At 62.7% G+C, this 24,055-nt stretch carries 21 protein-coding genes and 1 pseudogene; 16 read left to right on the forward strand and 6 right to left on the reverse strand.

Annotation, left to right across the window (positions count from 1 at the left end):
• Positions 1 to 126: 126 nt before the first annotated feature.
• Positions 127 to 849, reverse strand: a complete 723-nt coding sequence (locus EN786_RS27605) for a helix-turn-helix domain-containing protein (RefSeq protein WP_245478344.1) — start codon at positions 847 to 849, stop codon at positions 127 to 129.
• Between the two features lie 168 nt (positions 850 to 1,017).
• Between EN786_RS27605 and EN786_RS27610 the strand changes: the two genes are divergently transcribed.
• The 10 genes from EN786_RS27610 (at position 1,018) to EN786_RS37860 (ending at position 13,808) form a co-directional block, all read left to right on the forward strand.
• Positions 1,018 to 3,756 carry an MFS transporter gene (locus EN786_RS27610; RefSeq protein WP_127391737.1) on the forward strand — a complete coding sequence of 913 codons (2,739 nt, stop codon included), beginning with the start codon at positions 1,018 to 1,020 and terminating at the stop codon, positions 3,754 to 3,756.
• A 14-nt stretch (positions 3,757 to 3,770) separates the two neighbouring features.
• A complete protein-coding gene (locus EN786_RS27615) occupies positions 3,771 to 7,511 on the forward strand; it encodes a nitrate reductase subunit alpha (protein WP_127311191.1) in 3,741 nt (1,246 codons plus the stop codon).
• On the forward strand, positions 7,508 to 9,034 hold the full coding sequence (gene narH / locus EN786_RS27620) for a nitrate reductase subunit beta (protein ID WP_127311190.1): 1,527 nt from the start codon (positions 7,508 to 7,510) through the stop codon (positions 9,032 to 9,034). The genes EN786_RS27615 and narH overlap by 4 nt, the downstream gene beginning before the upstream one ends.
• Positions 9,034 to 9,726, forward strand: a complete 693-nt coding sequence (gene narJ / locus EN786_RS27625) for a nitrate reductase molybdenum cofactor assembly chaperone (RefSeq protein ID WP_135909073.1) — start codon at positions 9,034 to 9,036, stop codon at positions 9,724 to 9,726. Before narH ends, narJ begins: the two co-directional genes overlap by 1 nt.
• A 12-nt stretch (positions 9,727 to 9,738) precedes the next feature.
• Entirely contained in the window at positions 9,739 to 10,518 is a 780-nt protein-coding gene (gene narI / locus EN786_RS27630; protein ID WP_127282306.1) for a respiratory nitrate reductase subunit gamma, read from the forward strand.
• 3 nt (positions 10,519 to 10,521) lie between these two features.
• On the forward strand, positions 10,522 to 11,421 hold the full coding sequence (locus EN786_RS27635; RefSeq protein ID WP_127311189.1) for a peptidylprolyl isomerase: 900 nt from the start codon (positions 10,522 to 10,524) through the stop codon (positions 11,419 to 11,421).
• Positions 11,422 to 11,432: 11 nt separating this feature from the next.
• Complete coding sequence (locus EN786_RS27640; RefSeq protein WP_127282308.1) at positions 11,433 to 11,714, forward strand: hypothetical protein; 282 nt, start codon at positions 11,433 to 11,435, stop codon at positions 11,712 to 11,714.
• Complete coding sequence (glp, locus tag EN786_RS27645) at positions 11,711 to 12,967, forward strand: gephyrin-like molybdotransferase Glp (protein WP_127310525.1); 1,257 nt, start codon at positions 11,711 to 11,713, stop codon at positions 12,965 to 12,967. The genes EN786_RS27640 and glp overlap by 4 nt, the downstream gene beginning before the upstream one ends.
• A gap of 99 nt (positions 12,968 to 13,066) precedes the next feature.
• On the forward strand, positions 13,067 to 13,663 hold the full coding sequence (locus EN786_RS27650; protein WP_127310526.1) for a DUF2478 domain-containing protein: 597 nt from the start codon (positions 13,067 to 13,069) through the stop codon (positions 13,661 to 13,663).
• A gap of 7 nt (positions 13,664 to 13,670) precedes the next feature.
• Positions 13,671 to 13,808, forward strand: coding sequence for a hypothetical protein (locus EN786_RS37860; protein WP_167509424.1), 138 nt, complete (start codon positions 13,671 to 13,673; stop codon positions 13,806 to 13,808).
• Between the two features lie 98 nt (positions 13,809 to 13,906).
• Here EN786_RS37860 and EN786_RS27655 read toward each other — a convergent pair whose 3' ends face one another.
• From EN786_RS27655 to EN786_RS27670, 4 genes are all read right to left on the reverse strand, one after another.
• On the reverse strand, positions 13,907 to 17,173 hold the full coding sequence (locus EN786_RS27655; protein WP_127310527.1) for an efflux RND transporter permease subunit: 3,267 nt from the start codon (positions 17,171 to 17,173) through the stop codon (positions 13,907 to 13,909).
• On the reverse strand, positions 17,170 to 18,180 hold the full coding sequence (locus EN786_RS27660) for an efflux RND transporter periplasmic adaptor subunit (protein ID WP_127310528.1): 1,011 nt from the start codon (positions 18,178 to 18,180) through the stop codon (positions 17,170 to 17,172). The genes EN786_RS27655 and EN786_RS27660 overlap by 4 nt, the downstream gene beginning before the upstream one ends.
• Before the next feature lie 65 nt (positions 18,181 to 18,245).
• On the reverse strand, positions 18,246 to 18,449 hold the full coding sequence (locus EN786_RS27665) for a DUF2892 domain-containing protein (RefSeq protein ID WP_127310529.1): 204 nt from the start codon (positions 18,447 to 18,449) through the stop codon (positions 18,246 to 18,248).
• 25 nt (positions 18,450 to 18,474) lie between these two features.
• Complete coding sequence (locus EN786_RS27670) at positions 18,475 to 19,767, reverse strand: FAD/NAD(P)-binding oxidoreductase (protein ID WP_127310530.1); 1,293 nt, start codon at positions 19,765 to 19,767, stop codon at positions 18,475 to 18,477.
• Positions 19,768 to 19,935: 168 nt separating this feature from the next.
• Between EN786_RS27670 and EN786_RS27675 the strand changes: the two genes are divergently transcribed.
• The 4 genes and pseudogenes from EN786_RS27675 to EN786_RS27690 all read left to right on the forward strand — a co-directional run.
• Positions 19,936 to 20,232: a metalloregulator ArsR/SmtB family transcription factor gene (locus EN786_RS27675; protein ID WP_127287183.1), complete on the forward strand. Its 297-nt coding sequence runs from the start codon at positions 19,936 to 19,938 to the stop codon at positions 20,230 to 20,232.
• Between the two features lie 136 nt (positions 20,233 to 20,368).
• Positions 20,369 to 20,773: a host attachment protein gene (locus EN786_RS27680; protein ID WP_127287182.1), complete on the forward strand. Its 405-nt coding sequence runs from the start codon at positions 20,369 to 20,371 to the stop codon at positions 20,771 to 20,773.
• 717 nt (positions 20,774 to 21,490) lie between these two features.
• Complete coding sequence (locus tag EN786_RS27685; RefSeq protein ID WP_245478313.1) at positions 21,491 to 21,934, forward strand: pyridoxamine 5'-phosphate oxidase family protein; 444 nt, start codon at positions 21,491 to 21,493, stop codon at positions 21,932 to 21,934.
• A gap of 139 nt (positions 21,935 to 22,073) precedes the next feature.
• A pseudogene (locus EN786_RS27690) lies at positions 22,074 to 22,265 on the forward strand (NapC/NirT family cytochrome c); the annotation flags it as partial.
• 142 nt (positions 22,266 to 22,407) lie between these two features.
• On the opposite strand, the gene EN786_RS27695 reads toward EN786_RS27690, so the two are convergent.
• The gene (locus EN786_RS27695) at positions 22,408 to 22,860 is read right to left on the reverse strand and encodes a pyridoxamine 5'-phosphate oxidase family protein (protein WP_127310531.1); all 453 of its coding nucleotides are present in this window, start codon (positions 22,858 to 22,860) and stop codon (positions 22,408 to 22,410) included.
• 346 nt (positions 22,861 to 23,206) lie between these two features.
• Here EN786_RS27695 and EN786_RS27700 point away from each other — a divergent pair, with 346 nt between their 5' ends.
• A complete protein-coding gene (locus tag EN786_RS27700; RefSeq protein WP_246688763.1) occupies positions 23,207 to 23,875 on the forward strand; it encodes a universal stress protein in 669 nt (222 codons plus the stop codon).
• A 69-nt stretch (positions 23,876 to 23,944) separates the two neighbouring features.
• A complete protein-coding gene (locus EN786_RS38760; protein ID WP_246688764.1) occupies positions 23,945 to 24,046 on the forward strand; it encodes a universal stress protein in 102 nt (33 codons plus the stop codon).
• Positions 24,047 to 24,055: the final 9 nt, after the last annotated feature.

The following is a 24,055-nucleotide window of genomic DNA, read 5'->3' on the forward strand; positions in this document are numbered from 1 at the left end:
CGCGGCAGAAGGGTTCATTCAACCACGGCCGATATCATCGCCAGTCCTGACAGAAGGTTGGGGAGAGCACCTGCGGCAAATCCGCTGCCAAGCTCAGGTTGACTATGGCCGGACTAGGCGCGACGATCAGATTGCAAAGCCCTCACCGTCCGTCCCGTCGATGAGCGGGTCGGGAGCGCATGCGGCGGCGACGCGGGCCGCATCGAGAATTTCGATCGTCTGGCCGTCGACCCTGATGCCTGACTTTCCCAGGCTCGACAGTGCACGCGAAAAGGACTCGCGTGTTATGCCGAGCTCGGAGGCGATGAGCGTCTTCTCGAACGGCAGAACGGCTCGGTCCGGCGTGCCCTGCCGCTTCGACAGGGCCAGGAGATAGCAACCAACGCGCTCGGTCGAGCTCCTTAGCTTAAGGTTCTTGATCTGCCGGACCATGCGTCGAAATTGAGCGGCGAGGCTTCCGATCGCCGCATGAGCCAGCAAAGGCTCTACTTCCACCGCCGCCCGAAACGCTCCCGCTTGAATCAACAAGAACCGCGAAGGCTCTGGCACTCGGGCCTGCATGAGATAAGGCGCGCCGGTCAGGACGGCGGCGGGTATGACGAGATCTGGGGCTCTGACAGCCTCGATCAAGACTTCACGGCCTTCGGCCGATCGTCCAAACAACTGGGCCGACCCTGCCAGCACGATCAGCTGGAAGTTCGGCACGTCGCCTTGTTCGAACAGAACGGTGCCTGCGGACACGCTGTGCACCATGGCATGTCGCATCAAATCGGTCCGGCGGGGTACGGGTAACCCCCGAAACAACGGCAGCTCCTCCGGCGCCACGCCCTCATACGTCAGGTCATCCAAATGTGTCGTCTCCGATTTGAGGCTTCCCTTTGCTTCCGCATCCTGAGTGACAAATGTCACGGCATGCCTTGATTTGGATCAATGCCGGATGATGCCGGCTTGGTCATGCTGGCCTTGAGGGGGCGAGAGTCCGCTCCTTGAGGCCAACCGTCTAAGAGGCTGCCGACAATGAAAACAACCGCGGATCCGAAGTCCGGTCAAATCCTGGGCGCAAGCACGGCGGCATTTACGGTCTGCTTCGCGGTCTGGACCATCTTTTCCATCATCGGCATTCGCATCCGCCAGGAACTCGGCCTCAGCGAGACGGAGTTCGGCCTGCTCCTCGGCACGCCGATCCTGACGGGTTCGCTGCTCAGGGTGGCGCTTGGCATCTGGACCGACCGCTACGGGGGCCGGATCGTCTTCACGGTGAACATGCTCGCGGCCGCGGTCGCAACTTTCCTTCTGTCGTATGCTCATACCTATCCTCAGATGCTGGTCGCAGCCCTCGGCGTCGGGATCGCCGGCGGCTCCTTCTCGGTCGGTGTCGCCTATGTGTCGCGTTGGTTCCCGCCGCAAAGACAAGGTACGGCGCTTGGTATCTTCGGTGCGGGCAATGTCGGTGCCGCCGTCACCAAATTCCTCGCCCCCTTCGTGCTCGTCGCCTTCGGATGGCAGGCCGTGGCTGAGGCCTGGGCAGCGGCCCTCGTCGTCATGGCCGCCATCTTCTGGTTCATGACGGATGACGACCCGGTCATCGTCGAACGTCAGCGATCCGGCATCAAGCCGAAAAGCGCGTGGCTCGAACTCGAACCATTGAAGAACGTGCAGATCTGGCGTTTCGCGCTCTACTATTTCTTCGTGTTCGGCGCCTTTGTCGCGCTCGCGCTTTGGCTGCCGCAATATCTCATCAACGTCTACGGCCTCGACATCAAGACGGCCGGCATGATTGCTGCCTTCTTCTCCGTGCCGGCGAGCCTGTTTCGCGCCTATGGCGGACACCTTTCGGACAGCTTCGGCGCGCGTCGCGTGCTCTACTGGACCTTCATGATTTCGGTGGCGGCGACCTTCGTCCTTTCCTATCCACCGACCGACTACGTCGTCCACGGCATCAACGGGACGACCGCCTTCCACATCGAGATGGGCCTCGTCGGCTTCATCGTCACTATATTCGTGCTCGGCTTCTTCATGGCCCTCGGCAAGGCCGCCGTCTACAAGCACATCCCGGTCTACTATCCCGACCATGTCGGTTCGGTCGGCGGACTCGTCGGCATGATCGGCGGCCTTGGCGGTTTCGTGCTGCCGATCCTGTTCGGCTTGCTGCTTGACCTGACGGGCCTCTGGACGAGTTGCTTCATGGCGCTCTTCTTGCTGGTCTCCGGCGCGCTGATCTGGATGCATATGGCGATCCGCCAGATGGAACGCGGCACCGTTGGCGAGGCCCTCGCCAAGCTGCCGCCTTTCCCGGAAATGCAGGACATGCCCACGCCTGTGGCAAAGGCCCGGACTGGCGGTGCTCTAACCGACTGGCGTCCGGAGGACAAAGCGTTCTGGGCTGAAACCGGCCGCCGCATCGCGAAACGCAATCTGTGGCTGTCGATACCGGCGCTACTGCTTTCGTTTGCCATCTGGCAGGTGTGGTCAGTCGTCGTCGCCAAGCTTCCGCTCGTCGGCTTCACCTTCACCACCGACCAACTCTTCTGGCTCGCCGCTTTGCCCGGAATCTCCGGCGCGACGCTGCGCATCTTTTATTCCTTCATGGTGCCGATCTTCGGCGGCCGGCTCTGGACGACGCTTACGACCTGGTCGCTCATCATACCGGCCGTGGGCATCGGGTATGCGGTACAAAATCCCGACACGCCCTATGTCGTGCTGCTGATGCTGGCGCTGCTCTGCGGCTTCGGCGGCGGCAACTTCGCCTCGTCCATGGCCAACATCTCCTTCTTCTTCCCGAAGGCGGAGAAGGGAAATGCGCTTGCACTCAACGCCGGCCTTGGCAATCTCGGCGTCAGCGTCGTCCAGTTCATCGTGCCGCTGGCAATCACCACCGGGATCTTCGGCTGGCTCGGCGGCGATCCGGCCATGGTCAAGGGAGCTGCGGGCGATGCGCCGATTTGGTTGCAGAATGCAGGCTTCGTTTTCGTGCCCTTTATAGCGCTCTCGGCTTTCGCCGCCTGGTTCGGCATGAACGACATAGCTTCTGCCAAGGCATCTTTCAGCGAGCAGGCCGTTATCTTCCAGCGTCGGCACAACTGGATCATGTGCTGGCTCTACACCGGCACTTTCGGATCCTTCATCGGCTATTCGGCTGGTTTCCCGCTGCTCACGAAGATGCTGTTTCCGGACGTCAATGCGCTCCAGTTCGCCTTCCTCGGCCCGCTGGTCGGCGCTCTCTCGCGCTCGGGCTCTGGCTGGCTCGCGGACAAGTATGGTGGCGCGCGCGTCACCTTCTGGGCCTTCATGCTGATGATCGCAGGTGTTGCCGGTGTTTTGTGGTTCATCGGCATCAAGGATCAGCCGGGCGCGTTCACGGGCTTCTTCGTGGCATTCCTGCTGCTTTTCTTCGCCACCGGCGTCGGCAACGCCTCTACGTTCCAGATGATCCCGGTGATCATGGCCAAGGAGATGGGCCGCCTGATGCCCGACGCCGATACCGAAGCGCGTCGCAAGCAGGCGGAGAAGGAGGCTGCCGCCATCACCGGCTTTACCTCCGCGATCGCGGCCTTCGGCGCGTTCTTCATACCGAAGAGCTACGGCAGCTCAATCGCCCTCACGGGCGCGCCGAACGCCGCGTTGTGGGCCTTCCTCCTGTTCTACGTGAGCTGCCTTGCCATCACCTGGGGTGTCTACACCCGCAAGGGCGGCCTTCTGCACGACATCGAGCGCGCCAAGCGCGGCGCGCCCGTCCGCCCGGCCGCGGCCGAATAACCAGGGACAACGCAATGTCACATTTTCTCGACCGGCTAACCTTCTTTCGCAAGACCGTCGACAGCTTTTCGGACGGTCACGGGATAGTGACCAACGAAGACCGGTCCTGGGAAGACGGCTACCGCAAGCGCTGGCAGCACGACAAGATCGTGCGCTCCACCCATGGTGTGAATTGCACCGGCTCGTGCTCGTGGAAGATCTACGTCAAGGGCGGCATCGTCACCTGGGAGACGCAGCAGACCGATTATCCGCGCACGCGGCCCGATCTGCCCAACCACGAGCCTCGCGGCTGCGCACGCGGCGCGTCATACAGCTGGTATCTCTATTCGGGCGCCCGGGTGAAATACCCGATGATCCGAGGCCGGCTGTTGAAGCTGTGGCGGGCGGCTCGCGCCAAGATGCCGCCAGTCGCGGCATGGGCCTCGATCGTCGAGGACTCGAACAAGCGCCAATCCTACATCTCGATCCGCGGCCACGGCGGCTTCGTGCGCGCCACCTGGGACGAGGTGAACGAGCTCGTCGCAGCCGCCAATGCTTACACCGCCCGCAAACATGGCCCTGACCGCATCATCGGCTTCTCGCCGATCCCGGCCATGTCGATGGTCTCCTATGCCGCCGGCTCGCGCTATCTTTCGCTGCTCGGTGGCGTGTGCATGTCGTTCTACGACTGGTATTGCGACCTGCCGCCGGCGAGCCCGCAGACCTGGGGCGAGCAGACCGACGTGCCGGAGAGCGCCGACTGGTACAATGCCGGCTTCATCATCGTCTGGGGCTCGAACGTGCCACAGACGCGTACCCCGGACGCGCATTTCTACACTGAGGTCCGCTACAAGGGCACCAAGAGCGCGGTCGTCTCGCCGGACTATGCCGAAGCGACCAAGTTCGCCGACATCTGGCTCAATCCAAAGCAGGGCACCGACGCCGCGCTGGCGCTCGCCATGGGCCACGTGATCCTGCGCGAATACCACCTCGACCGCAGCGTCGCCTATTTCGACGACTATGCCCGGCGCTACACCGACATGCCCTTCCTGGTGCGGCTGGCGGAGCGCGACGGCAAGCTCGTTCCGGAGCGCCTGCTGCGTGCCTCCGAGATCAAGGGCGCTCTCGGCGAGAAGAACAACCCGCAATGGAAGACGGTCGCCATCGACGAGGCAACGGATGCGTTAGTCGCGCCACTCGGGTCGGCCGGCTACCGCTGGGGCGAGCAAGGAAAGTGGAATCTCGAGGAAAAGGATGGCAAGGGGCGGGACGTTCGGTTGAAGCTCTCCCTCGCCGGCGATGGAGCTGACATTGCGGCTGTCGACTTCCCCTATTTCGGAGGCCGGGCAACGGAGCATTTCGTGGCCACCGAGCATGGCGAGATCCTGACCCGCAATATCCCGGTCCGCACGATCAAGACCATCGACGGGGCGGTGAAGGTGGCAACGGTCTACGACCTGCTCATGGCCAATTACGGCCTCGACCGCGGCTTCGGCGGCGCCAATGTCGCCTCTTCCTACGATGACGACGTGCCGTTCACACCCGCCTGGGCTGAGCGCATCACTGGCGTGAAGCGCGACGCCATCGTCACCGTGGCGCGCGAATTCGCCACCAATGCCGAAAAGACCAACGGCCGCTCGATGGTGATCCTGGGCGCAGGTCTCAACCACTGGTACCACATGGATATGAATTACCGGGGGATCATCAACCTCCTGGTGTTCTGCGGCGCCGTCGGCCAGTCGGGCGGCGGCTGGTCGCACTATGTCGGCCAGGAAAAGCTGCGGCCGCAGACAGGCTGGACGCCGCTCGCTTTCGCGCTCGACTGGGCGCGCCCGCCGCGCCACCAGAACTCGACGTCCTTCTTCTACGCGCACACGGACCAATGGCGATACGAGACCCTGACGGCGGCGGAGATCTTGTCGCCGACCGCGCCCGAAGGAGACTGGAACCAAAGCTTCATCGACTACAACGTCCGCGCCGAGCGCATGGGCTGGCTGCCTTCGGCGCCGCAGTTGAAGCAGAACCCGCTCGATATCGCCAAACGAGCTTCGGCTGCTGGCCTCGAGGTGAAGGACTATGTGGCAAGCGCACTGAAGTCGGGTGAACTCGACCTTGCATGCGAGGACCCTGACGATCCGGCCAACTGGCCCCGCAACATGTTCGTGTGGCGCTCCAACATTCTGGGGTCTTCCGGCAAGGGCCACGAATACTTTCTGAAGCACCTGCTCGGCACCACGCACGGTGTCATGGGCAAGGACCTCGGCGCCGAAGGCAAGGTGCGCAACAAGGAGGTCGTTTGGCACGACGAGGCGCCGCGGGGAAAGCTCGATCTTCTTGTCACGCTCGATTTCCGCATGTCGACGACCTGCGTGTACTCCGACATCGTGCTGCCGACCGCGACCTGGTACGAGAAGAACGACCTCAACACCTCCGACATGCACCCCTTCATCCACCCGCTGTCGGCGGCGGTGGACCCTGCCTGGGAGGCACGCTCGGACTGGGATATCTACAAGGGCCTCGCCAGGGCCTTTTCCGAGGTCGCTCCGGAGGTGCTGGGCGTGGAGCAGGACGTCGTCCTAACTCCCATCCAGCATGACACGCCCGGCGAGATCGCCCAGCCCTTCGACGTCGCCGACTGGAAACGCGGCGAGATCGAACCGATCCCGGGCAGGACGATGCCGGCCGTGAGCGTCGTCAAGCGCGACTATCCGAACCTCTACGCCCGCTTCACCGCGCTCGGCCCGCTGATGACCGAGGCCGGCAACGGCGGCAAGGGCATCAACTGGAAGACAGCGCATGAAGTCGAGGCGCTGGGCGCGCTCAACGGCGTCCAACCCGCCGGCCCCGCCAAGGGCCTGCCGAAGATCGAGACGGATATCGACGCGACCGAAGTCATCCTGATGCTCGCGCCGGAAACCAACGGCGAGGTCGCGGTGAAAGCCTGGGAGGCGCTCTCCAAGGCGACGGGCCGCGAGCATGCTCATCTCGCCATCCCGAAGGAGGACGAGAAGATCCGCTTTCGCGACGTTCAGGCCCAGCCGCGCAAGATCATCTCCTCTCCCACCTGGTCCGGCATCGAAAGTGAGAAGGTCTGCTACAATGCCGGCTACACGAACGTCCACGAACTGATCCCGTGGCGCACGCTGACCGGACGCCAGCAGCTTTATCAGGATCATCTGTGGATGCGGGCCTTCGGCGAAGGCTTCATCACCTGGAAGCCGCCGGTCGACCTGAAGACGATCTCCGCCGTCAAGGGAGTCAGGTCCAACGGCAACAAAGAGATCGTCCTCAACTTCATCACGCCGCATCAGAAATGGGGCATCCATTCCACCTACAGCGACAATCTCCTGATGCTGACGCTCAATCGCGGCGGTCCGGTGGTGTGGATTTCCGAGACCGACGCCAAGGCCGCGGACATCGTGGACAATGACTGGGTCGAGGTTTTTAACGCCAACGGAGCGCTTACGGCCCGCGCCGTCGTCTCCCAGCGAGTCAAACAGGGCATGATGCTGATGTATCACGCTCAGGAGAAGATCGTGAACACGCCCGGCTCCGAACTGACCGGCAACCGCGGCGGCATCCACAATTCGGTGACGCGCACGGTGCTCAAGCCGACCCATATGATCGGCGGCTATGTCCAGCAGTCCTACGGCTTCAACTACTACGGAACCGTTGGCTCCAACCGCGACGAGTTCATCGTGGTCCGCAAGATGGCGACCGTCGACTGGCTCGAGGAACCCCTGCAAGCGAATGCTCCCAAGGAGGCCGCAGAATGAAAATCCGCGCCCAGATCGCGATGGTGTTGAACCTCGACAAATGCATCGGGTGTCACACCTGTTCGGTTACCTGCAAGAACGTCTGGACCAACCGTGAAGGCGTCGAATACGCTTGGTTCAACAATGTCGAGACCAAGCCGGGCGTTGGCTATCCCAAGGAATGGGAGAATCAGCAGAAATGGAACGGCGGCTGGCGACGCAAGAAGAATGGCAAGATCGAGCCGAAGATGGGCGCCAAGTGGCGCATCCTCGCCAACATCTTCGCAAACCCTGATCTGCCGGAGATCGACGACTACTACGAGCCGTTCACTTTCGATTACCAGCATCTGCACACGGCGAAGGAATCGAAAGCTTTCCCTACGGCTCGTCCGCGCTCGGCCATCACCGGCGAGCGGATGGAAAAGATCGAATGGGGACCGAACTGGGAGGAGATCCTCGGCGGCGAGTTCGAGAAGCGGTCGAAGGACGTGAATTTCGAGGGCGTCCAGAAGGACATTTACGGCCAGTTCGAAAATACCTTCATGATGTACCTTCCGAGGCTTTGCGAGCACTGCCTCAACCCGACCTGCGCGGCGGTGTGCCCGTCCGGGGCCATCTACAAGCGCGAGGAGGACGGCATCGTACTGATCGATCAGGACAAGTGCCGCGGCTGGCGCATGTGCGTCTCCGGCTGCCCCTACAAGAAGATCTACTACAACTGGTCGTCGGGCAAATCGGAGAAGTGCATCTTCTGCTATCCCCGCATCGAGGCGGGGCAGCCGACGGTCTGTTCGGAAACCTGCGTCGGGCGCATCCGCTATCTCGGCGTGATCCTCTACGACGCCGACCGTATCGAGGCGGCTGCCAGCGTACCGCAGGAGAAGGACCTCTATCAGGCGCAGCTCGATATCTTCCTCGATCCGAACGATCCGGCCGTCATCGCACAGGCCCGTGCCGACGGGATTCCCGACAACTGGCTGGAGGCGGCCAAATTGTCGCCGGTCTGGAAGATGGCGATGGAGTGGAAGATTGCCTTTCCGCTTCACCCCGAGTACCGCACGCTGCCGATGGTCTGGTACGTTCCGCCGCTCTCGCCCATCCAGTCGGCGGCTGCCGCCGGCAAGATGGGGCTGGACGGCGATATGCCCGACGTGCGCAGCCTGCGCATCCCGCTCCAGTATCTGGCCAATCTGCTGACGGCGGGCAATGAGGAGCCCGTGGCGCTTGCGCTCGAGCGCATGCTGGCGATGCGAAGCTACATGCGGGCAAAGACGATCGACGGCCGCCTCGACGAGTCGATCGCGACGCGGGTCGGCCTGACGGGCGCAGCCATCGACGACATGTACAAGGTCATGGCGATCGCCAATTACGAGGATCGTTTCGTCATCCCCACTTCGCACCGCGAATGGAGCGAGGACGCCCAGGACCTGCGCGGCTCCTGCGGCTTCTCGTTCGGCAACGGTTGCTCGGGCGGTTCCACCGAGACCAACCTCTTCGGCACCAAGCAGACCAAGCGGCCGACAAACCCGATGGAGATCGCGTGATGCTCTCGAACAGGACCTTCAAGGCGCTCTCGGCGCTCCTTTCCTATCCGACCGAGGAACTTTGCGCGGCGATCCCGGAAATCACCGCGGCGGTCGCAGACGAGGGACTGATATCGGACGAAGCAGGCAAGCACCTGCAGTCCTTGTTTGCCGATCTGGCCACCCTGGATCTCTACGATTTGCAAGAGCGTTACGTGGAATTGTTCGACAAGACGCGCCGCCACTCGCTGCATCTCTTCGAGCACATCCATGGCGAGAGCCGAGATCGCGGCCAGGCGATGGTCGATCTGGCCGGACACTACCGGCGTGGCGGGCTCGAGGTCGCGGCAAACGAATTGCCCGACTTCATCCCGCTTTTCCTCGAATTCCTCTCCGCCCGTCCCATTGAGGAGGCGCGCGGGCTGCTAAATGAAACCGGCCACATCTTCTCGCTGCTGGAAGGTCGGCTCGCCAAGCGCAACGCAGGCTATGCCGCTGTATTCACGGCCATACGCTCGATAGTCAGCGAGCCGGCCGTGGCCGTGGGCGCCGACGAACTCGACGAGCCCGACGACCTGGCAGCCATCGACGCCGCCTGGGAAGAGGCCGCGGTCGCATTCGGTCCCGGGAATGCGACCGACGGCTGTTCCGTCGACCGACTGAGAATCCAGATGCGCGCCGCCAATCGCGATGCGCGTAGTAGCGTTGCCTGACGGAGGAAAGCCATGTCCGACACAATCAACGCCGCGCTCTTTGGCTGGTATCCCTATTTCTGCCTGACCATCTTCCTGCTCGGTAGCCTGATCCGCTTCGATCGCGAGCAATATACCTGGAAGACGGGATCCTCCCAGTTGCTGCGGCGGCGTCAGCTCCGCTGGGGCTCCAATCTGTTCCACGTCGGTATCTTGATGATCTTCGCCGGCCACTTCGTCGGCCTGCTGACGCCGATCTGGGTATTCGATGCGCTCGGTGTCTCACACAGCTTCAAGCAGGGCCTTGCCATCACCGCCGGCGGCATCGCTGGCGTTGCCTGCTTCATCGGCATAGCGCTTCTGGCCCATCGTCGTCTGTTCGATCCTCGCATCCGCAACACGTCGGCGCCCGGTGACATCGCGATTTTGTTGCTGCTCTGGTTGCAGCTCACGCTTGGCCTTTCGACCATCTTCGTCTCGCTCGGTCACATGGACGGCCATGAGATGGTGAAATTCATGAACTGGGCGCAGGGCATCCTCACCTTGCGGCCGGCGGCCGCGGCCTACGTCGCCGACGTCAACCCGATCTTCAAGGCGCATCTCCTGCTCGGCATGACGATCTTTCTGGTCTTCCCGTTCACCAGGTTGGTTCATGTCTGGAGCGCGCCGGTCTGGTATCTCGGCCGTCCCGGCTATCAGGTCGTGCGCACACGCTTCGCCGAGCGCCGGTCGCCCGCGCCAGTGTCCGTGATGCGGTCGTCCGAGCCCTTGCGGCGCCCCGCTGCCGCTCCATCCCACCAGCCCGCGGAGTAAACCATGGCCGCGCTCGTCATCGATCATTCGGCCGGCCGCAAATCGTCCGAACATCCGCACGAACACCGGCCCGCAACTCCTGACACGGCGCCGTCCCGCGAACGCGTGGCGATGCCGCCGGTGACCGTCAACGGGGTGGCGATATCGCGCAAGGCGATCGCCGCCGAGGTGCAGAACTTTCCCGCCCGCAATCCCGGCGAGGGATGGCATGCCGCAACCCGTGCGCTCGTCATTCGCGAGCTGCTCCTGCAAGAGGCGCGGCGTCTCGACATAGCCGCCGACCAGCGGACCGACCAGGATGGACGCAGGGAGACCATCGAAGACGCGCTGGTGCGCGGCTTGATCGAGCGCGAGGTTCGCGTTCCCGAGGCGGATGAGGAGACGCTGCGGCGCTTCTATGAAAATAATCTTCGCCGTTTCATGACGCCGCCTCTCTATGAAGCCGATCATATTCTCATAGCGGCTCGTCACGATGATCGTGAGGCATTCGCCGCCGCGCGTAAAAGGGTGTCGTCGCTGAGATCTGCTCTGGCAGCTGCTCCAGAGCGTTTCGCGGCACTGGCGCGAGATTGCTCGGATTGCCCGTCGGGAGCCTTGGGCGGCAGCCTCGGCCAAATCGGGCCGGGCGACACCACGCCGGAATTCGAGGCTGCTCTCATCGAGCTCGTCCCAGGCGATATCTCGCAGCCAGTGGAGACGCGCTACGGCGTCCACCTCATTCGCCTGACGCGGCGCATCGACGGCCGCCAGCTTCCGTTCGAGGCCGTGCGGGAACGCATCGCGTCCTATCTGGCCGAGCACGTCAGCCGGCAGGCGACGGCGCAATACGTCTCCCTGCTTGTCGGCCGGGCGGACATCGTCGGGATTGCCATCGACGGCGCATCCTCGCCGCTGGTGCAGTGAAGGGGGAAGCAATGCTCGGAGATATCATCGCCTCACTGGAAGACCCGAAAGCGGCCATGGCAATCGTCGCCGCGTTCGAAGAACCGGCCTTGGCCGCGCGGTTGACCGCGGCCGCGGATGCATCCGGTCGTTCGCCGGCCGATATCGTCGGCTCGGCCGTTCGTAATTTCGTGGACACCGCATCCGACGATCGTTGGACGCAACTCATCGGTATCATGAACCGCGCGCAGGATCCGGGCCTTGCGGCCATGCGGGCGATTCTCGAAAAGACGCTGCCGGACGTCGCGGCATGACCGTCCCGGCAACACTGCCCGATAGCTGCCGCTGCGCAGGCCCAGGTGTCGTGCCATTCGAAACGGCGCGACGCGCAGCCATCGCATTGGCACGGCCGCTGGATGATCCGGAAATGGTGCCGTTGGCCGACGCCGTAGGACGTCTTCTGGCCGCGGCCATCGAATCCCCGCGCGCTATTCCGCCTTTCGATCAGGCGGCCATGGACGGCTATGCGATAAGCTTGGCCGGCAGGAGAGGCGTGCCTCTGGTTCTCCCTGTGGTAGGCCGCACGAGCGCGGGCGATCCGCCGCGCGTGCTGGCTCCGGGCGCTGCACACCGTGTCATGACGGGCGCGGCGTTGCCCAAGGGCGCGGACACTGTCGTCATGCAGGAGCAAACGACGCGGCGTGGCGATCTCGTGCAGTTCGCGCTCGACGCGGCGCCGGGCGCGCATATTCGCAGGGCCGGTGAGGATGTGACGCAAGGAGCCTGCGTCCTTCGTCCAGGCTGCATGATCGGCTGGCCGGAAATCGCGCTTCTTGCCGCCATTGGAATTGATCGCGTCCCGGTTGCGCGTCGCGTGCGGATCGCCATTGTCACGACCGGCTCCGAACTTCGTAAGGCTGGCGGGCCGCTTGCATCCGGCACGATCTATGACTCCAACGGGCCGCTTCTGGCCGCTCTGCTGAGCGAGCCAGGCACCGATGTGACGTTGTCGACCGTTCACGACGATACCGCGGCCATCGCGCGAGTGCTCGAAGACAGCGCGAGGGAGGCGGATCTGATCATCACCACTGCCGGGATGTCGGTTGGCGAAGAGGACCACGTGCGCGACGCAGTAATGCGCGCCGGGGGCCAACTCGAGATAGCCAAGGTGGCGCTGAAACCCGGCAAGCCGTTGGCAATCGGCAAGGTGGGGGAGGCGTGCTTCGTCGGATTGCCTGGCAATCCGCAGGCGGCGGCCTTTGGCGCGCTGGTCTTCGCGCGTCCGATCGTGGCGAACCTCCTCGGTCAGGTGCCGGCGACGCGCCTCACGGCCGAGTTGACCTTTACATGTTCTTGCAAGCCGGATCGCACGGAATTGGTGCCGGTTCGCCTGGATATTGAACAGGGGCGATTGACCGCCAGCCGCAGCGGGCCGGATGGCTCGCACAGAATGATGCCGATGGTATCGGCCGACGCCATTGCGATTGTGCCCGGTGCGTCGATCCCAATTGAGCCTGGCATGCCCGTTGAAGTGCTTCCATTCAGCCGTGGAATATTTGGGAGATAGGCCGATGGTTTTGGATATCGCCGCGCCAATCCCGCTGCATCGGAGCTACCCCGCGCCTGCTGGCCGACTGGCAAAGTACAAACTGAAGGAGATTCCCTCATGCAGAGCCTTCGTCCTGACTGCCCCATTACCGCTATCGTTTATTCAAACGGCGTGGAGTTCGAAGCACTCCTGCAGGAAATGACTACCATCATGGCCGAGCGAGGCGTGCGATTGGCCGGCCTTGTCCAACTGAGCGAAAAGAAACCTGATCGGGTGAAATGCGACATGCACCTTCGGGATCTCGCTTCGGGCAAGCTCCACGGTATATCCGACGATCGAGGTCCCCACTCCCGAGGCTGTGTTCTGAATACCGATCGGCTGCTCCGCGCCTGCGAAGCCGCCGGAGCTGCGTTGTCCGGCAAGACCGATCTTCTGGTTCTGTGCAAATTCGGAAAGACCGAGGCCGAAGGCGGTGGCTTCAGGGCCCTCATCGCAAAGGCGCTGGAACTCTCGGTACCCGTGCTGATCGGCGTTCCCGTCATCAATCTCGCACCGTTCCGCGAATTTGCAGCCGATCTTGCCCGGGAAATCGAACTGCCCCGTCTGCCGTCCGATCGGCTCGCGGCTTTGGACTGTTTGCTCGACCGCAGCGTGACGGCGCGCGGCCCCTATCAATCCCTGGACGGGAGAATAGCCGGTGCCGAGGTGGCTTGAGACTATCGTGCGTTCCGTCGTCGCTGGCGGCGCCGTGGGTGTTTCGGCGGCCATCGTCAATCTGACGGGGGGGCCATCGGTTTTGATTGTCTTGGCGGCGATCGTGATAATGTTCGGCGTCTCCGGCGATTTCCGCCAGAGCTAACGCAATTCCAGGGAAACTGTGAAACGGGTTTCCGACTGGACTTGCGTTAAAACAAAGAGATAGAGCGGCTCACCGTTTCCGTGAAGCGGTGAAACGATCTAGTGGTTTGCCGGCTCGGGATACTCAGTCAGCGCGGCTGCGACAGGTTCGCTCGGCCCAGCATCAGCACGCGGGCCACCGCGCAGCGCCACATAGATCGCCGGGATGACCAGCACCGTCAACAGCGTCGACGAGGCGAGGCCGAACAGCAACGAGATAGCCAGCCCCTGGAAGATAGGGTCGGTCAGGATCACCGCGGCGCCGATCATCGCCGCGAGCGCGGTGAGCAGGATCGGCTTGAAGCGGATAGCCCCGGCTTCGAGCAGCACCTCGAGCAGCGGACGATCCTCGCTCCGCGCATGACGGATGAAGTCGACAAGCAGGATCGAGTTGCGGACGATGATGCCGGCAAGCGCGATGAAGCCGATCATCGAGGTGGCCGTGAAGGGCGCGACGAACGCCCAGTGGCCAAGCATGATGCCTATCAGCGTCAGCGGGATCGGGGTCAGGATCACCAATGGCAGGCGGAAGGAGCCGAACTGCGCGACGACCAGGATGTAGATGCCGAGGATCGCCACCATGAAGGCAGCGCCCATGTCGCGGAAGGTTACCCAGGTCACTTCCCATTCGCCGTCCCACAGGAGCGTCGGCTTCGATTCGTCGTCCGGCTGGCCATGCAGCGCGATCTGCGGCTTTGGCAGCGCGCCCCAGTCCGCCTTGGCAATCGCATCGTCCACGGCGAGCATGCCGTAGACCGGCGCCTCAAACGCCCCGGCCAGCTCGCCCATCACCATCTCGGCCGGCCTGCCGTTGTGGCGGAAGATCGGGTAGGAGGCCGGCTCCTGGCTCACCCGCACGACGTCGCCAAGCTCGACAACGTCGCGCGCGCCGGGAAGCGCGTTGGCGGCAACCGGCGTGGCCAGGGCACGCTGATCGACCACGCCATTTGCCTTGGACAAGGCGATGCGGATCGGGATCGGCAGGCGCCCGCCGCCTCGGTGCGAGTAGCCGACCGTGGTACCGCCGTAGAGATAGCTCAGCGTGTCGTACACATCCGCCTGCTCGACCTTGTAATATTCCAGGTTGTCCTGGTCGATCGAAAGCCGGAGCCGTTCCGGCTGGTTGTGGAAGCTGTCGTCGACGTCGACGATGAACGGGATGCTGGCGAAGGTCTCGCGAACCTTGGCCGCAACCGCGCGGCGGGTTTCGGCGTCCGGGCCGTAGATTTCGGCCAGCAGTGTGCCGAGCACCGGCGGTCCCGGCGGCGGCTCGACCACCTTCAGCACCGTGCCCGCCGGCATCGCCATGCCCATCAAGCGCTCGCGTAAGTCGAGCGCAATGGCATGGCTGGCGCGGCTGCGGTCTCCTTTGGGAAGCAGGTTGACGGCGATGTCACCCTGTTCGGGGCTCGATCGCAGGTAGTAATGGCGCACCAGGCCGTTGAAGTTGAAAGGCGCGGAGGCGCCCGCGTAGGTCTGGAACGACACTACCTCCGGCACGGAGGCCAGGCGATTTGCGGCGGCCTGGAGCAGTCGGTCGGTGTCCTCGACCGACGAGCCCTTGGGCAAGTCCGCCACTATCTGGAGTTCGGTCTTGTTGTCGAAGGGCAGAAGCTTGACCGTCACGTGCTCGGTGTAGATCAGCGCCATGGACGCAATCGTGGCAATGCCCACGACCAAAAGGAACGCCCAGGCTCTGAGCCGCGACTTCAAGATCGGTCGCGCCACCGCGATATAAATCCGCCCCAGCACGCCGCCCTGCGCGCTGCCGGCGTGGCCATGGGCGCCGACCCGATCCTTTCCGCCGAGCTTCATCATCAGCCACGGTGTCAACATCACCGCGACGAAGAATGAGAAAAGCATCGCGGCCGAGGCATTGGCCGGGATCGGGCTCATATAGGGGCCCATGAGGCCGGAGACGAACAGCATGGGAAGCAGCGCCGCCACGACGGTCAGCGTCGCCACGATGGTGGGATTGCCGACCTCGGCAACTGCATCGATCGCCGCCTGGGCGCGCGAGCGTCCGCCGTCCATCGCCCAATGGCGCGCGATGTTCTCGATGACCACGATGGCGTCGTCGACGAGGATGCCGATGGAGAAGATCAACGCGAACAGGCTGACACGGTTCAGCGTGTAGCCCATCACGCGCGAAGCGAACATGGTCAGCAGGATGGTCGTGGGTATCACGACGGCCACCACCAGCGCTTCTCGCCAGCCGATGGCTACTGCGATCAGCAGGACGATGGAGACGGTCGCCAGGCCCAGGTGGAAGAGCAGTTCGTTAGCCTTCTCATTGGCCGTCTCGCCGTAGTTGCGCGTCACGCGCATCTCGACGTCGTTGGGGAAGATCTGGCCGCGCACCTGCTCGAGGCGCTTGACGATCATATCGGCGATGACGACCGCATTGGTGCCCGGGCGCTTCGCGATCGCCACCGACACGGCCGGCGCGCGCTCGAGACCGGTATCGGACTTAGTGATATTGGTGACGCGGTTCTCAGCCGGTGACGTCGCGAGCACCACGCTGGCAACGTCGCGGATATAGACCGGCCGCCCGTCGCGAGCCGTGAGCAAAAGGTTGCCGATCTCAGACAAAGCCTGCAGCGTCTGACCGGCCACCAGCACCCGCTGATTACCCCGGTCGCGGACCGTGCCGATCTGGAAAGAGCGGTTGGCGCCCGCGATCTTGCCCATCAACTGCTGCAGCGTGATGCCATACAGCGAAAGCTTTTCCGGATCCGGCTCGACCTGGATCTCATCGGGCTGCTCGCCAACGACGTAGGTGAGACCGATATCGGGAAGCTTTGCGACCTCGACCTGCAGCTCATGCGCAAGACGCGTCAGGTCCGCCGAGGAATACCGCGCCGCCACCTGCGGCGCCGGCGTCAGTGTCACCACCACTATGGCAACGTCGTCGATGCCGCGCCCAACGATCAGCGGCTCTGGAATCCCGACGGGGATGCGATCCATGTTGGCGTGCACCTTTTCGTGGATGCGCAGGATCGCGGCATCCGAACTGGTGCCGACCTTGAAGCGGGCGGTCACCAGCGCGCCATCATCGGTGGTTTGGGAGTAGACGTGCTCCACGCCGTCAATGCCCTTTATGATCGTCTCCAGCGGCTCGGTCACGAGCTTGGCGGCATCTTCGGCCCTCAGGCCGTTTGCGGAGACGTGGATGTCGACCATAGGCACGGAGATCTGCGGCTCCTCCTCGCGGGGCAGCGTGACCAAGGCCACAAGCCCAAGCGCCAGCGCGGCCAGCAGGAAGAGAGGCGTCAGAGGCGATGCGATGAATGAACGGGTAAGCCACCCGGCGATGCCGAGTTTCATGGCAGAGCGACCTTGTCGCCATCGGCAAGACCACTCAGGATCTCGATGCGCGGCTGGCCGGCATCCTGGAATGTGCCACCCCGCACCACAGTGACGTCAAGCGGCCCATCCGCCGTCTCGATTGTGACATAGTCTATACCGTGGACGATCCTAAGAGCCTCTGGCGGAACGCCCAACATGGTCCGCTTTGCGACCGGTATGGACACGAGGGTGCGCTCGTTGACGAAATAGGTCCCGATGTCGGCGACTTCGACGTCGGCAATCACGCGACCTTTCTCGATCTCCGGGTAGACCTTTGCGATCCGGCCTTCCCCAGCCTTGACGAAGCCGGCATTGGTACCCGTGCCGCGTTCGCCGATATCGACGCGGGCGCCTTCCGTTATCTCGACGGCGTGCCGTTCCGGCAAAGACAGGCGCAGGTAATACTGGCCCGATGCCACCCGCGCGACGGGTTCGCCCGCCATTATCACCGAGCCGGCGGCCACGGGAACCGTCAGCACCCGGCCGTCGGCTGGGGCCAGGATATCGCCTTCCCGTGTGCTTTGCTCGATGACCGCCCGCTCGGCAATCGCAGCCGCGAGCTGGTTCGTGACGACATCGAACTGCGTCTTTGACGCGTCGACCCGGCTTTGGGCGGCAGCACCCTTGGCCAGCAGGTCCTGTGCGCGCTGCAGATCGGTGCGGGCACTGTCGAGTTGCGAATTCAGGGCCGCGATTTTGGCGTCGGCGGCTCTGAGCTGCAAGGCGAGCTTGTCGTCGACGACCGTGGCGACCATGTCGCCCTTGCCCACCTGGGCGCCCTCCGAGACGTGAACGGACGCGACGGTTCCCGAAATCCTTGCCCTGGCCGGCAGGATGGTGCGGCTCTCCACCTGTCCATACACGGCCTTCATCTCGGTGATGGTCGTGGACTTGACGATGAATTCGGCGGCGTGTGTATCGATCGCAAAAAGGCCGGCGGCGCCGACCAGAAGAATGTACGCCAGGGCCGAATGCAGTGGTCTCATTGGCTAATCTCAGTCGGTTGAAATGGATATGGAGGCGACGGAGCCGCCTCCCGGCTTAGCGGCCCTTACTCGAACGCTGCACCCGGCTTGCAGCCGAGCTTCTTGAAGACCATCGCTGCCGGGCAGAAGCCCGTGACCGAGGCCTGCATCATGTTGAGCCCGGCGAATGCCGTCAGCAGGAACCAGTAAGGCGAATAGTAGATGCCGAGCGTGAGCGATATCAGCACTACGACGCCCGCAAACCTGAGAACTGCCTTGTCTATCGTCATAATTCTTGTCTCCTGAACGCCGTGCCTATTCGGCCGGCTCGATGTGGATGGCCTTGAGTTTCTTGATGCCCAGGACGTCGAGCGCCAGCCCCTCGTAGAAGGTTTCGCTCTTTCCCTGCCGCACCTTGTGAAGGAAGTATTTCTCGAACCCCACTTTCGCCGCATGGACCCATTTGCCTTGCGAGGACCAGTTGACGTTGCGGGGAGGGATCTGCGGCTGCGCGACAAAGGCTATACCTTCATCGCCGAAATCGGCGAGGCAGATCGCGTTCCACGTCGCGACGGCCCTCGGTTCCTGGCCGCGTAGCAGCGCGCCGATGTTCTCGGCGGTGGCCGTGACCATGGATTCGATCATGAAGCCGGTCTTGGGAACGCCGACGGGAAGCGGCGTCTTGCCGACCGGCGGAATGGCCACGCAGACTCCGATCGCGAAGACGTTGGGATGGGTCTGGTTGCGCTGGTGCTTGTCGATGGTGACGAAGCCGCGCGGATTGACAAGGTCCTCGGTCCCCATCAGCGCCGGAACGCCACGGAAGGCAGGCAGCATCATCGAGAAGGCGAAGGGCAGGTCGCGCTTGGCTTTGGTCGTCCCGTCCTCGTCGACTTCCTCGACGTGCATCATGTCGGCGTCGACCGAAGCCACCTTGGCGTTGGTGATCCACTTGATGTGGCGATCCCGCATGGCGCTTTCGAGCAGGCCCTTGGTGTCGCCGACCCCGTCGAGACCGAGATGGCCGATATAGGGTTCCGGCGTCACGAAGGTCATCGGGACGCGGTCGCGTACCCTGGCCTTGCGCAACGCTGTGTCGAGGATGAAGGCGAATTCATAGGCCGGGCCGTAGCAGGACGCGCCCTGAACCGCGCCCACGACGACTGGACCGGGCTTGCGAACCAGTTCGTCGAACTTCGCCCGCGTGGCGACGGCATGGTCGATGTGGCAGATGGATTGGGTATGTCCGGCAGGTCCGAGACCCGGCACCTCGTCGAAGGCAAGATCGGGACCGGTCGCGATGATCAGATAGTCGTAGTCGACGAAGGTGCCGTCGTTGAGTTCGACGCGGTTTTCCTTCGGATGCACCTTCTTTGCGCCTTCGGGACGCAGCGCGATGCCGCGCCGCTTGAAGGTATCCGCCAGATCGACAGTGACATCATTGCGCTCCCGCCATCCTACGGCCACCCAGGGATTTGAAGGTACAAAGGAATAGGACGTGCCGAGCGTGACGACGGTCAGCCGATCCGCTCGGCGCAGCTTGTCGCGTATTTCGTATGCCATGATCGTGCCGCCGAGACCTGCTCCGAGGACGACGATGTGGGACATGATGATCCTCCCGTTGGTTCGATCTTCGAAGCATCCTGCGGGTGAAAGTCGCGTTCTTCGTTGATCGGGCTCAATTTCCAAACGGCGCGGCGCAATTGTAAGGTACGGCGTCGGCCAACCCGATTGGCAAGCTTGCATGTAACATTCAAAGATAATAAATTCAAGATTATGAATGTATCAGATTTGATCCCGGCCTCAGGCAGGGCGGCGGAACTGCTCCGGAGCCTGTCCCATCCACAGCGTTTGCTCGTGCTATGCGCCCTCGGAAATGAGGAGCGCTCGGTGGCCGAGTTGCGAGAGCTGCTCGACATCGACCAGGTGCCTATGTCGCAACAGCTTATGCGGCTGCGGGCCGATGGTTTGGTCGAGGCGCGCCGGGACGGCACGACGGTCTACTACCGTATCACGAGGCCGGAGGTGCTCACGGTGATCGAGGCGCTGCATTCCGCCTTCTGCCCGAGTTGACTCGGCGCATTCCGCTTGGGCTTGACTAAGGTCAATGCGACGCAGGTCGAACCGGCATTACCTGCCTGCCAATAGCAAAACGAAAAGATCGGACACGGCCCTACAGCGCTCGGCTGATCCAGCGTCGGAGAAACACATGATCCTGAACAACGGCACTCTCGTGGCGGTAACTGACGGCGAGATCCTGCGACTGTTTCATAATAAGGGGCATGAACCTCATATCGAGCTTATCGAAATCGAGGATCCCATCCTTGAAATGGCCCGCGCAGGATCCGGCGGGAGGCATCGCAGCTCAACCGCCAATCCGGACGAGTCTCGGCTGCGTGAGGACGACTTTGCGGGATCGGTCGCCGCTTATCTCAATGAGCAGTCGCATGAAGATTACTGTGAGCATGTTTTGATCATCGCCGACCCGCGCACGCTTGGAGAGCTGCGAAGGCACTATCAGCCCTCGTTGAGCGCCAAACTGGTCGGCGAGATCACCAAGGACTTTGTCAAGCATTCCGTCCTGTCGATCGAAGGTGCCATAGAGATTGCCTGATCAAACGCATTCTGCACCGCAGCGATTGGCATAGTGATCTCCATATAGATCGCTGTGTCCAATGTCTCGTGTCGGAGCGATAGGACGTTCGCCATGGCTGTTCGAGAAAACGCTGTCGTTCCACTCGGCGTATTGATGCGCTCGCGGGTTCTGCCGAGCACGCCACAACCTATGGCAGGCGCGCGCTGGGGGCACCCTTACTGAACCTTGATGGTTGCCCTTCATGAAATGATCGGGGACATTGCAGAAGACTGCGTAGAAGCCCGGCTTGAGGTTGAGGGTCAGTGACCCTGTCTTGCCTGGATCGAGCTCCGAGTCTTCGCCAAGGTGGCCCGCCGCATTCGTGTCGCCGTCCTTGTCCCGCGAATGCCGGCGCCGAAACTGCCAGCCTGGTCATGGCGCTCGCGACAATCGGGTTCCTCGTGCTGTAAGCCCCCAAGTCACAGCGAAAAGCGGTTCGTGGAGCCTGTTCCATGGGCTATAATGCGATTGCGCGAAGCATTGAGGTGGCGGCATGTCGGACTGGCTCGCTTGAGAGGGCCACAAGGCGGTTCCTGATTACAGCGCAACTTGGATCAGGGCACCCGTCGTCGTCTTTGCTAGAGTGGTGCTTGGAACACGGCGAGTAGCCCGGCGAGCGATCGTGCTTCTCGTGGAAGCCGCTTACGCAGCATCGAGATGCACAGCGTGAAGAACGCTCTTTACCGGGGGAGTCCCGTGATCATCAGTGAGATGACCGCCCAAGAATCCAGGATGCACCTAGCCGCGAGCAGGGTCGGGCGCCTTTGCGTAAGCGACGGGATGCCGTACGTTGTGCCGATTAGCTTCGTTTACGAACACGGCCACATCTACAGCTTCTCCTTGGTTGGTCAGAAGGTCTTGGCGATGCGCGGAAATCCTCAAGTTTGCGTCGAAGTCGACGAGATCCGTAATCCACGCAACTGGTGGAGTGTCGTTGCCTTCGGGCGCTATGAAGAACTCTCCGAAGGCCCCCGGCAGAATGAGCGCGACCATGCATGGTCGCTGTTGCAGAAGGCACGCCCCAACTGGTGGGAACCTGGCAGCGAGACGCCTCAATCCGAGGACAAGGTTGCCAGTCCGCCTCACCTTTTCTTCCGCATCAACATCGAGAGAATCACTGGCCGCCGTGCTCTCGCCTGACCCGGCCCAGTCTGGTTGTGACCGCGCAGGCCGAAGACCGGCAACACAGCGACATCGCCTTCGCGAAGCGCAAGGTCGCGCCAGGTCCGGACGCCCTGGCTCAAGCCGGTCCGTCGGCGGGGCGGAAAGTCGCTGAAACCATAGGCGCTACCTGCCTGCCGGCGAAGCGACCTGCATCGACTGTCATAACGGCATCGCGCATGAGCTGCCGAAAATGGAGGGCGTGATCCGGGCTGGAGGTGCCGCCGGAACTTCAGGGCGAGCAGCTTCCAAGTCGTCTGCCATCGACGAACTTGAACGTCTGATAGCGGTATATCATCCCGAGTCCTAACGAAGGCTACAGATCACCAACAAACCCAGAATCCACTTAGGACCCATCGTATGGGTGGGACCGTTAGCCCGCCGGGTCTGAATGCCTTGGCTTTGCCGGCCTCGCTCACGCAACCCAAAGGTTGTCTTGGGGGCGAGCGCGATCAGCAAGTGACGACATCGGTGTGGCCGAAACCCTTGGAGTAGTCGAGCACCGAGATGACCGTAGGCATCACGCGAAATATGCGCACCTGATCCGGAGTTGGCATCGGTCCTGGCAGCGAGACTTGCTGCGGATACTTCAGCGGCAGCATCCGCAGGACCTTTTCCGCTTCGGCCAGGTCTGTCACCGCCTGGGCTCGCGCCGCCATGGAAAGTCCGGTGATTTCCATCACCTGCGGCGTGTCGTGATCGATGGTCAAGGACACGCGATCGTCCTGCGTCAGATTCCCAGCCTTCTGGCTTTCCAGACCGCAGAGGAAGTAAAGGGTAAGGCCTTCGTTCACGTAGCCGACGGTGGTCGCCTGCGGCCAGCCGTCGGGCTTTAGCGTTGCGATGGTCATGATCCGATGCTGATCCAACAGCGTCACGATCTTCTTTCTGATCTCTTCCTTCATCCGTTGTCTCCAAAGTCATTGCTGACCCTGACCATAGTAGGGTCGTGGACCACCTCGCCTTGACGCACATCAACGCAAAGGAGGGCAAACGCGCATCTGCAGCATTGCCGGCGAAACGAGACGCAAATTATCTAGGCCCTCTCTGCGACCGAGCGGTCGATACCCTGGCTCTGCTGAATGTCAGCGTTCGCGGCGTCAAGGTGGGCTTGCCGAGTGAGTGCCTGTTCCTCGGCCCCACCGACGGCTGCATTTGCGGTGAATCAATGCGCACGCCGTCCACTGCCTCCATAGATGTCGCAGCAGCGCCGGCATCCAGTGGCCCGACCTCGCCGCAAAGGAGGCGAATATGATGAAGCCGATGGTATCCCTGTCTCTGGCGACGTACCCGGAGGCGAACACACCAAAGACCGCGTCTAATGCAGTCGCGGTTGCCAGGCGCATTGGAGCGACGCTGCACGCGGTCGCCATCAATGTCGACATTCCCGACGTTTCAAACGCTCTGTCGAGCTTCTTGCTCGACCTTCCCAACAAGATCAGGGAGGCCGAAGCGACCAGTCGCAGTTTCGGCAAGAACTTGCTGGAAACAGTTGCAAAAGAAGCATTGCAGGGCGGGGTCCGCTTGACGACGCAGGAGCTGACCGCGCCACCGGCCCTAATTGGGGACACAGCGGCCGAGCAGTGCCGCTACTTCGACATCTGCCTGGTCGGATGGGCGCCGGACAACCAGACGGCGCGAATGACAGCCGAGGCGGTCGTGTTCGGATCGGGTCGACCGACCCTGCTGCTTCCTGACGCCACGGATGTCGGCGCCCTTGACCATGTCGTCATCGCTTGGGATGGCAGTCGCGTGGCTGCGCGGGCCGTTGCCGATGCACGGCCGTTTCTGGAGCTTGCCACGATGATCACGGTTGTGACCGTGACGGACGAAAAGCCGCTGCCGGGACAAGACATCGGTGAACGCCTTGCGCAAGGCCTGAGGACGCGCGGTCTGGCGGCCGAAGCCGCATCAAATTAGGCGGGGGCGCGCTCGATCGCCACCGCTATCCAGGAGCATGCCCTCGAAATCGGCGGCAAACTATTGGTTATGGGTGGATACGGTCATTCGCGCGTCAGGGACTTCGTGCTCGGTGGGGCGACCGAAGGCATTCTCTCGGATTTGCGCCTGCCCGTTCTCCTGTCGCACTAGGGCATGATT

This window comes from Mesorhizobium sp. M4B.F.Ca.ET.143.01.1.1, assembly GCF_004792275.1.
GTDB classification, from domain to species: domain Bacteria; phylum Pseudomonadota; class Alphaproteobacteria; order Rhizobiales; family Rhizobiaceae; genus Mesorhizobium; species Mesorhizobium abyssinicae.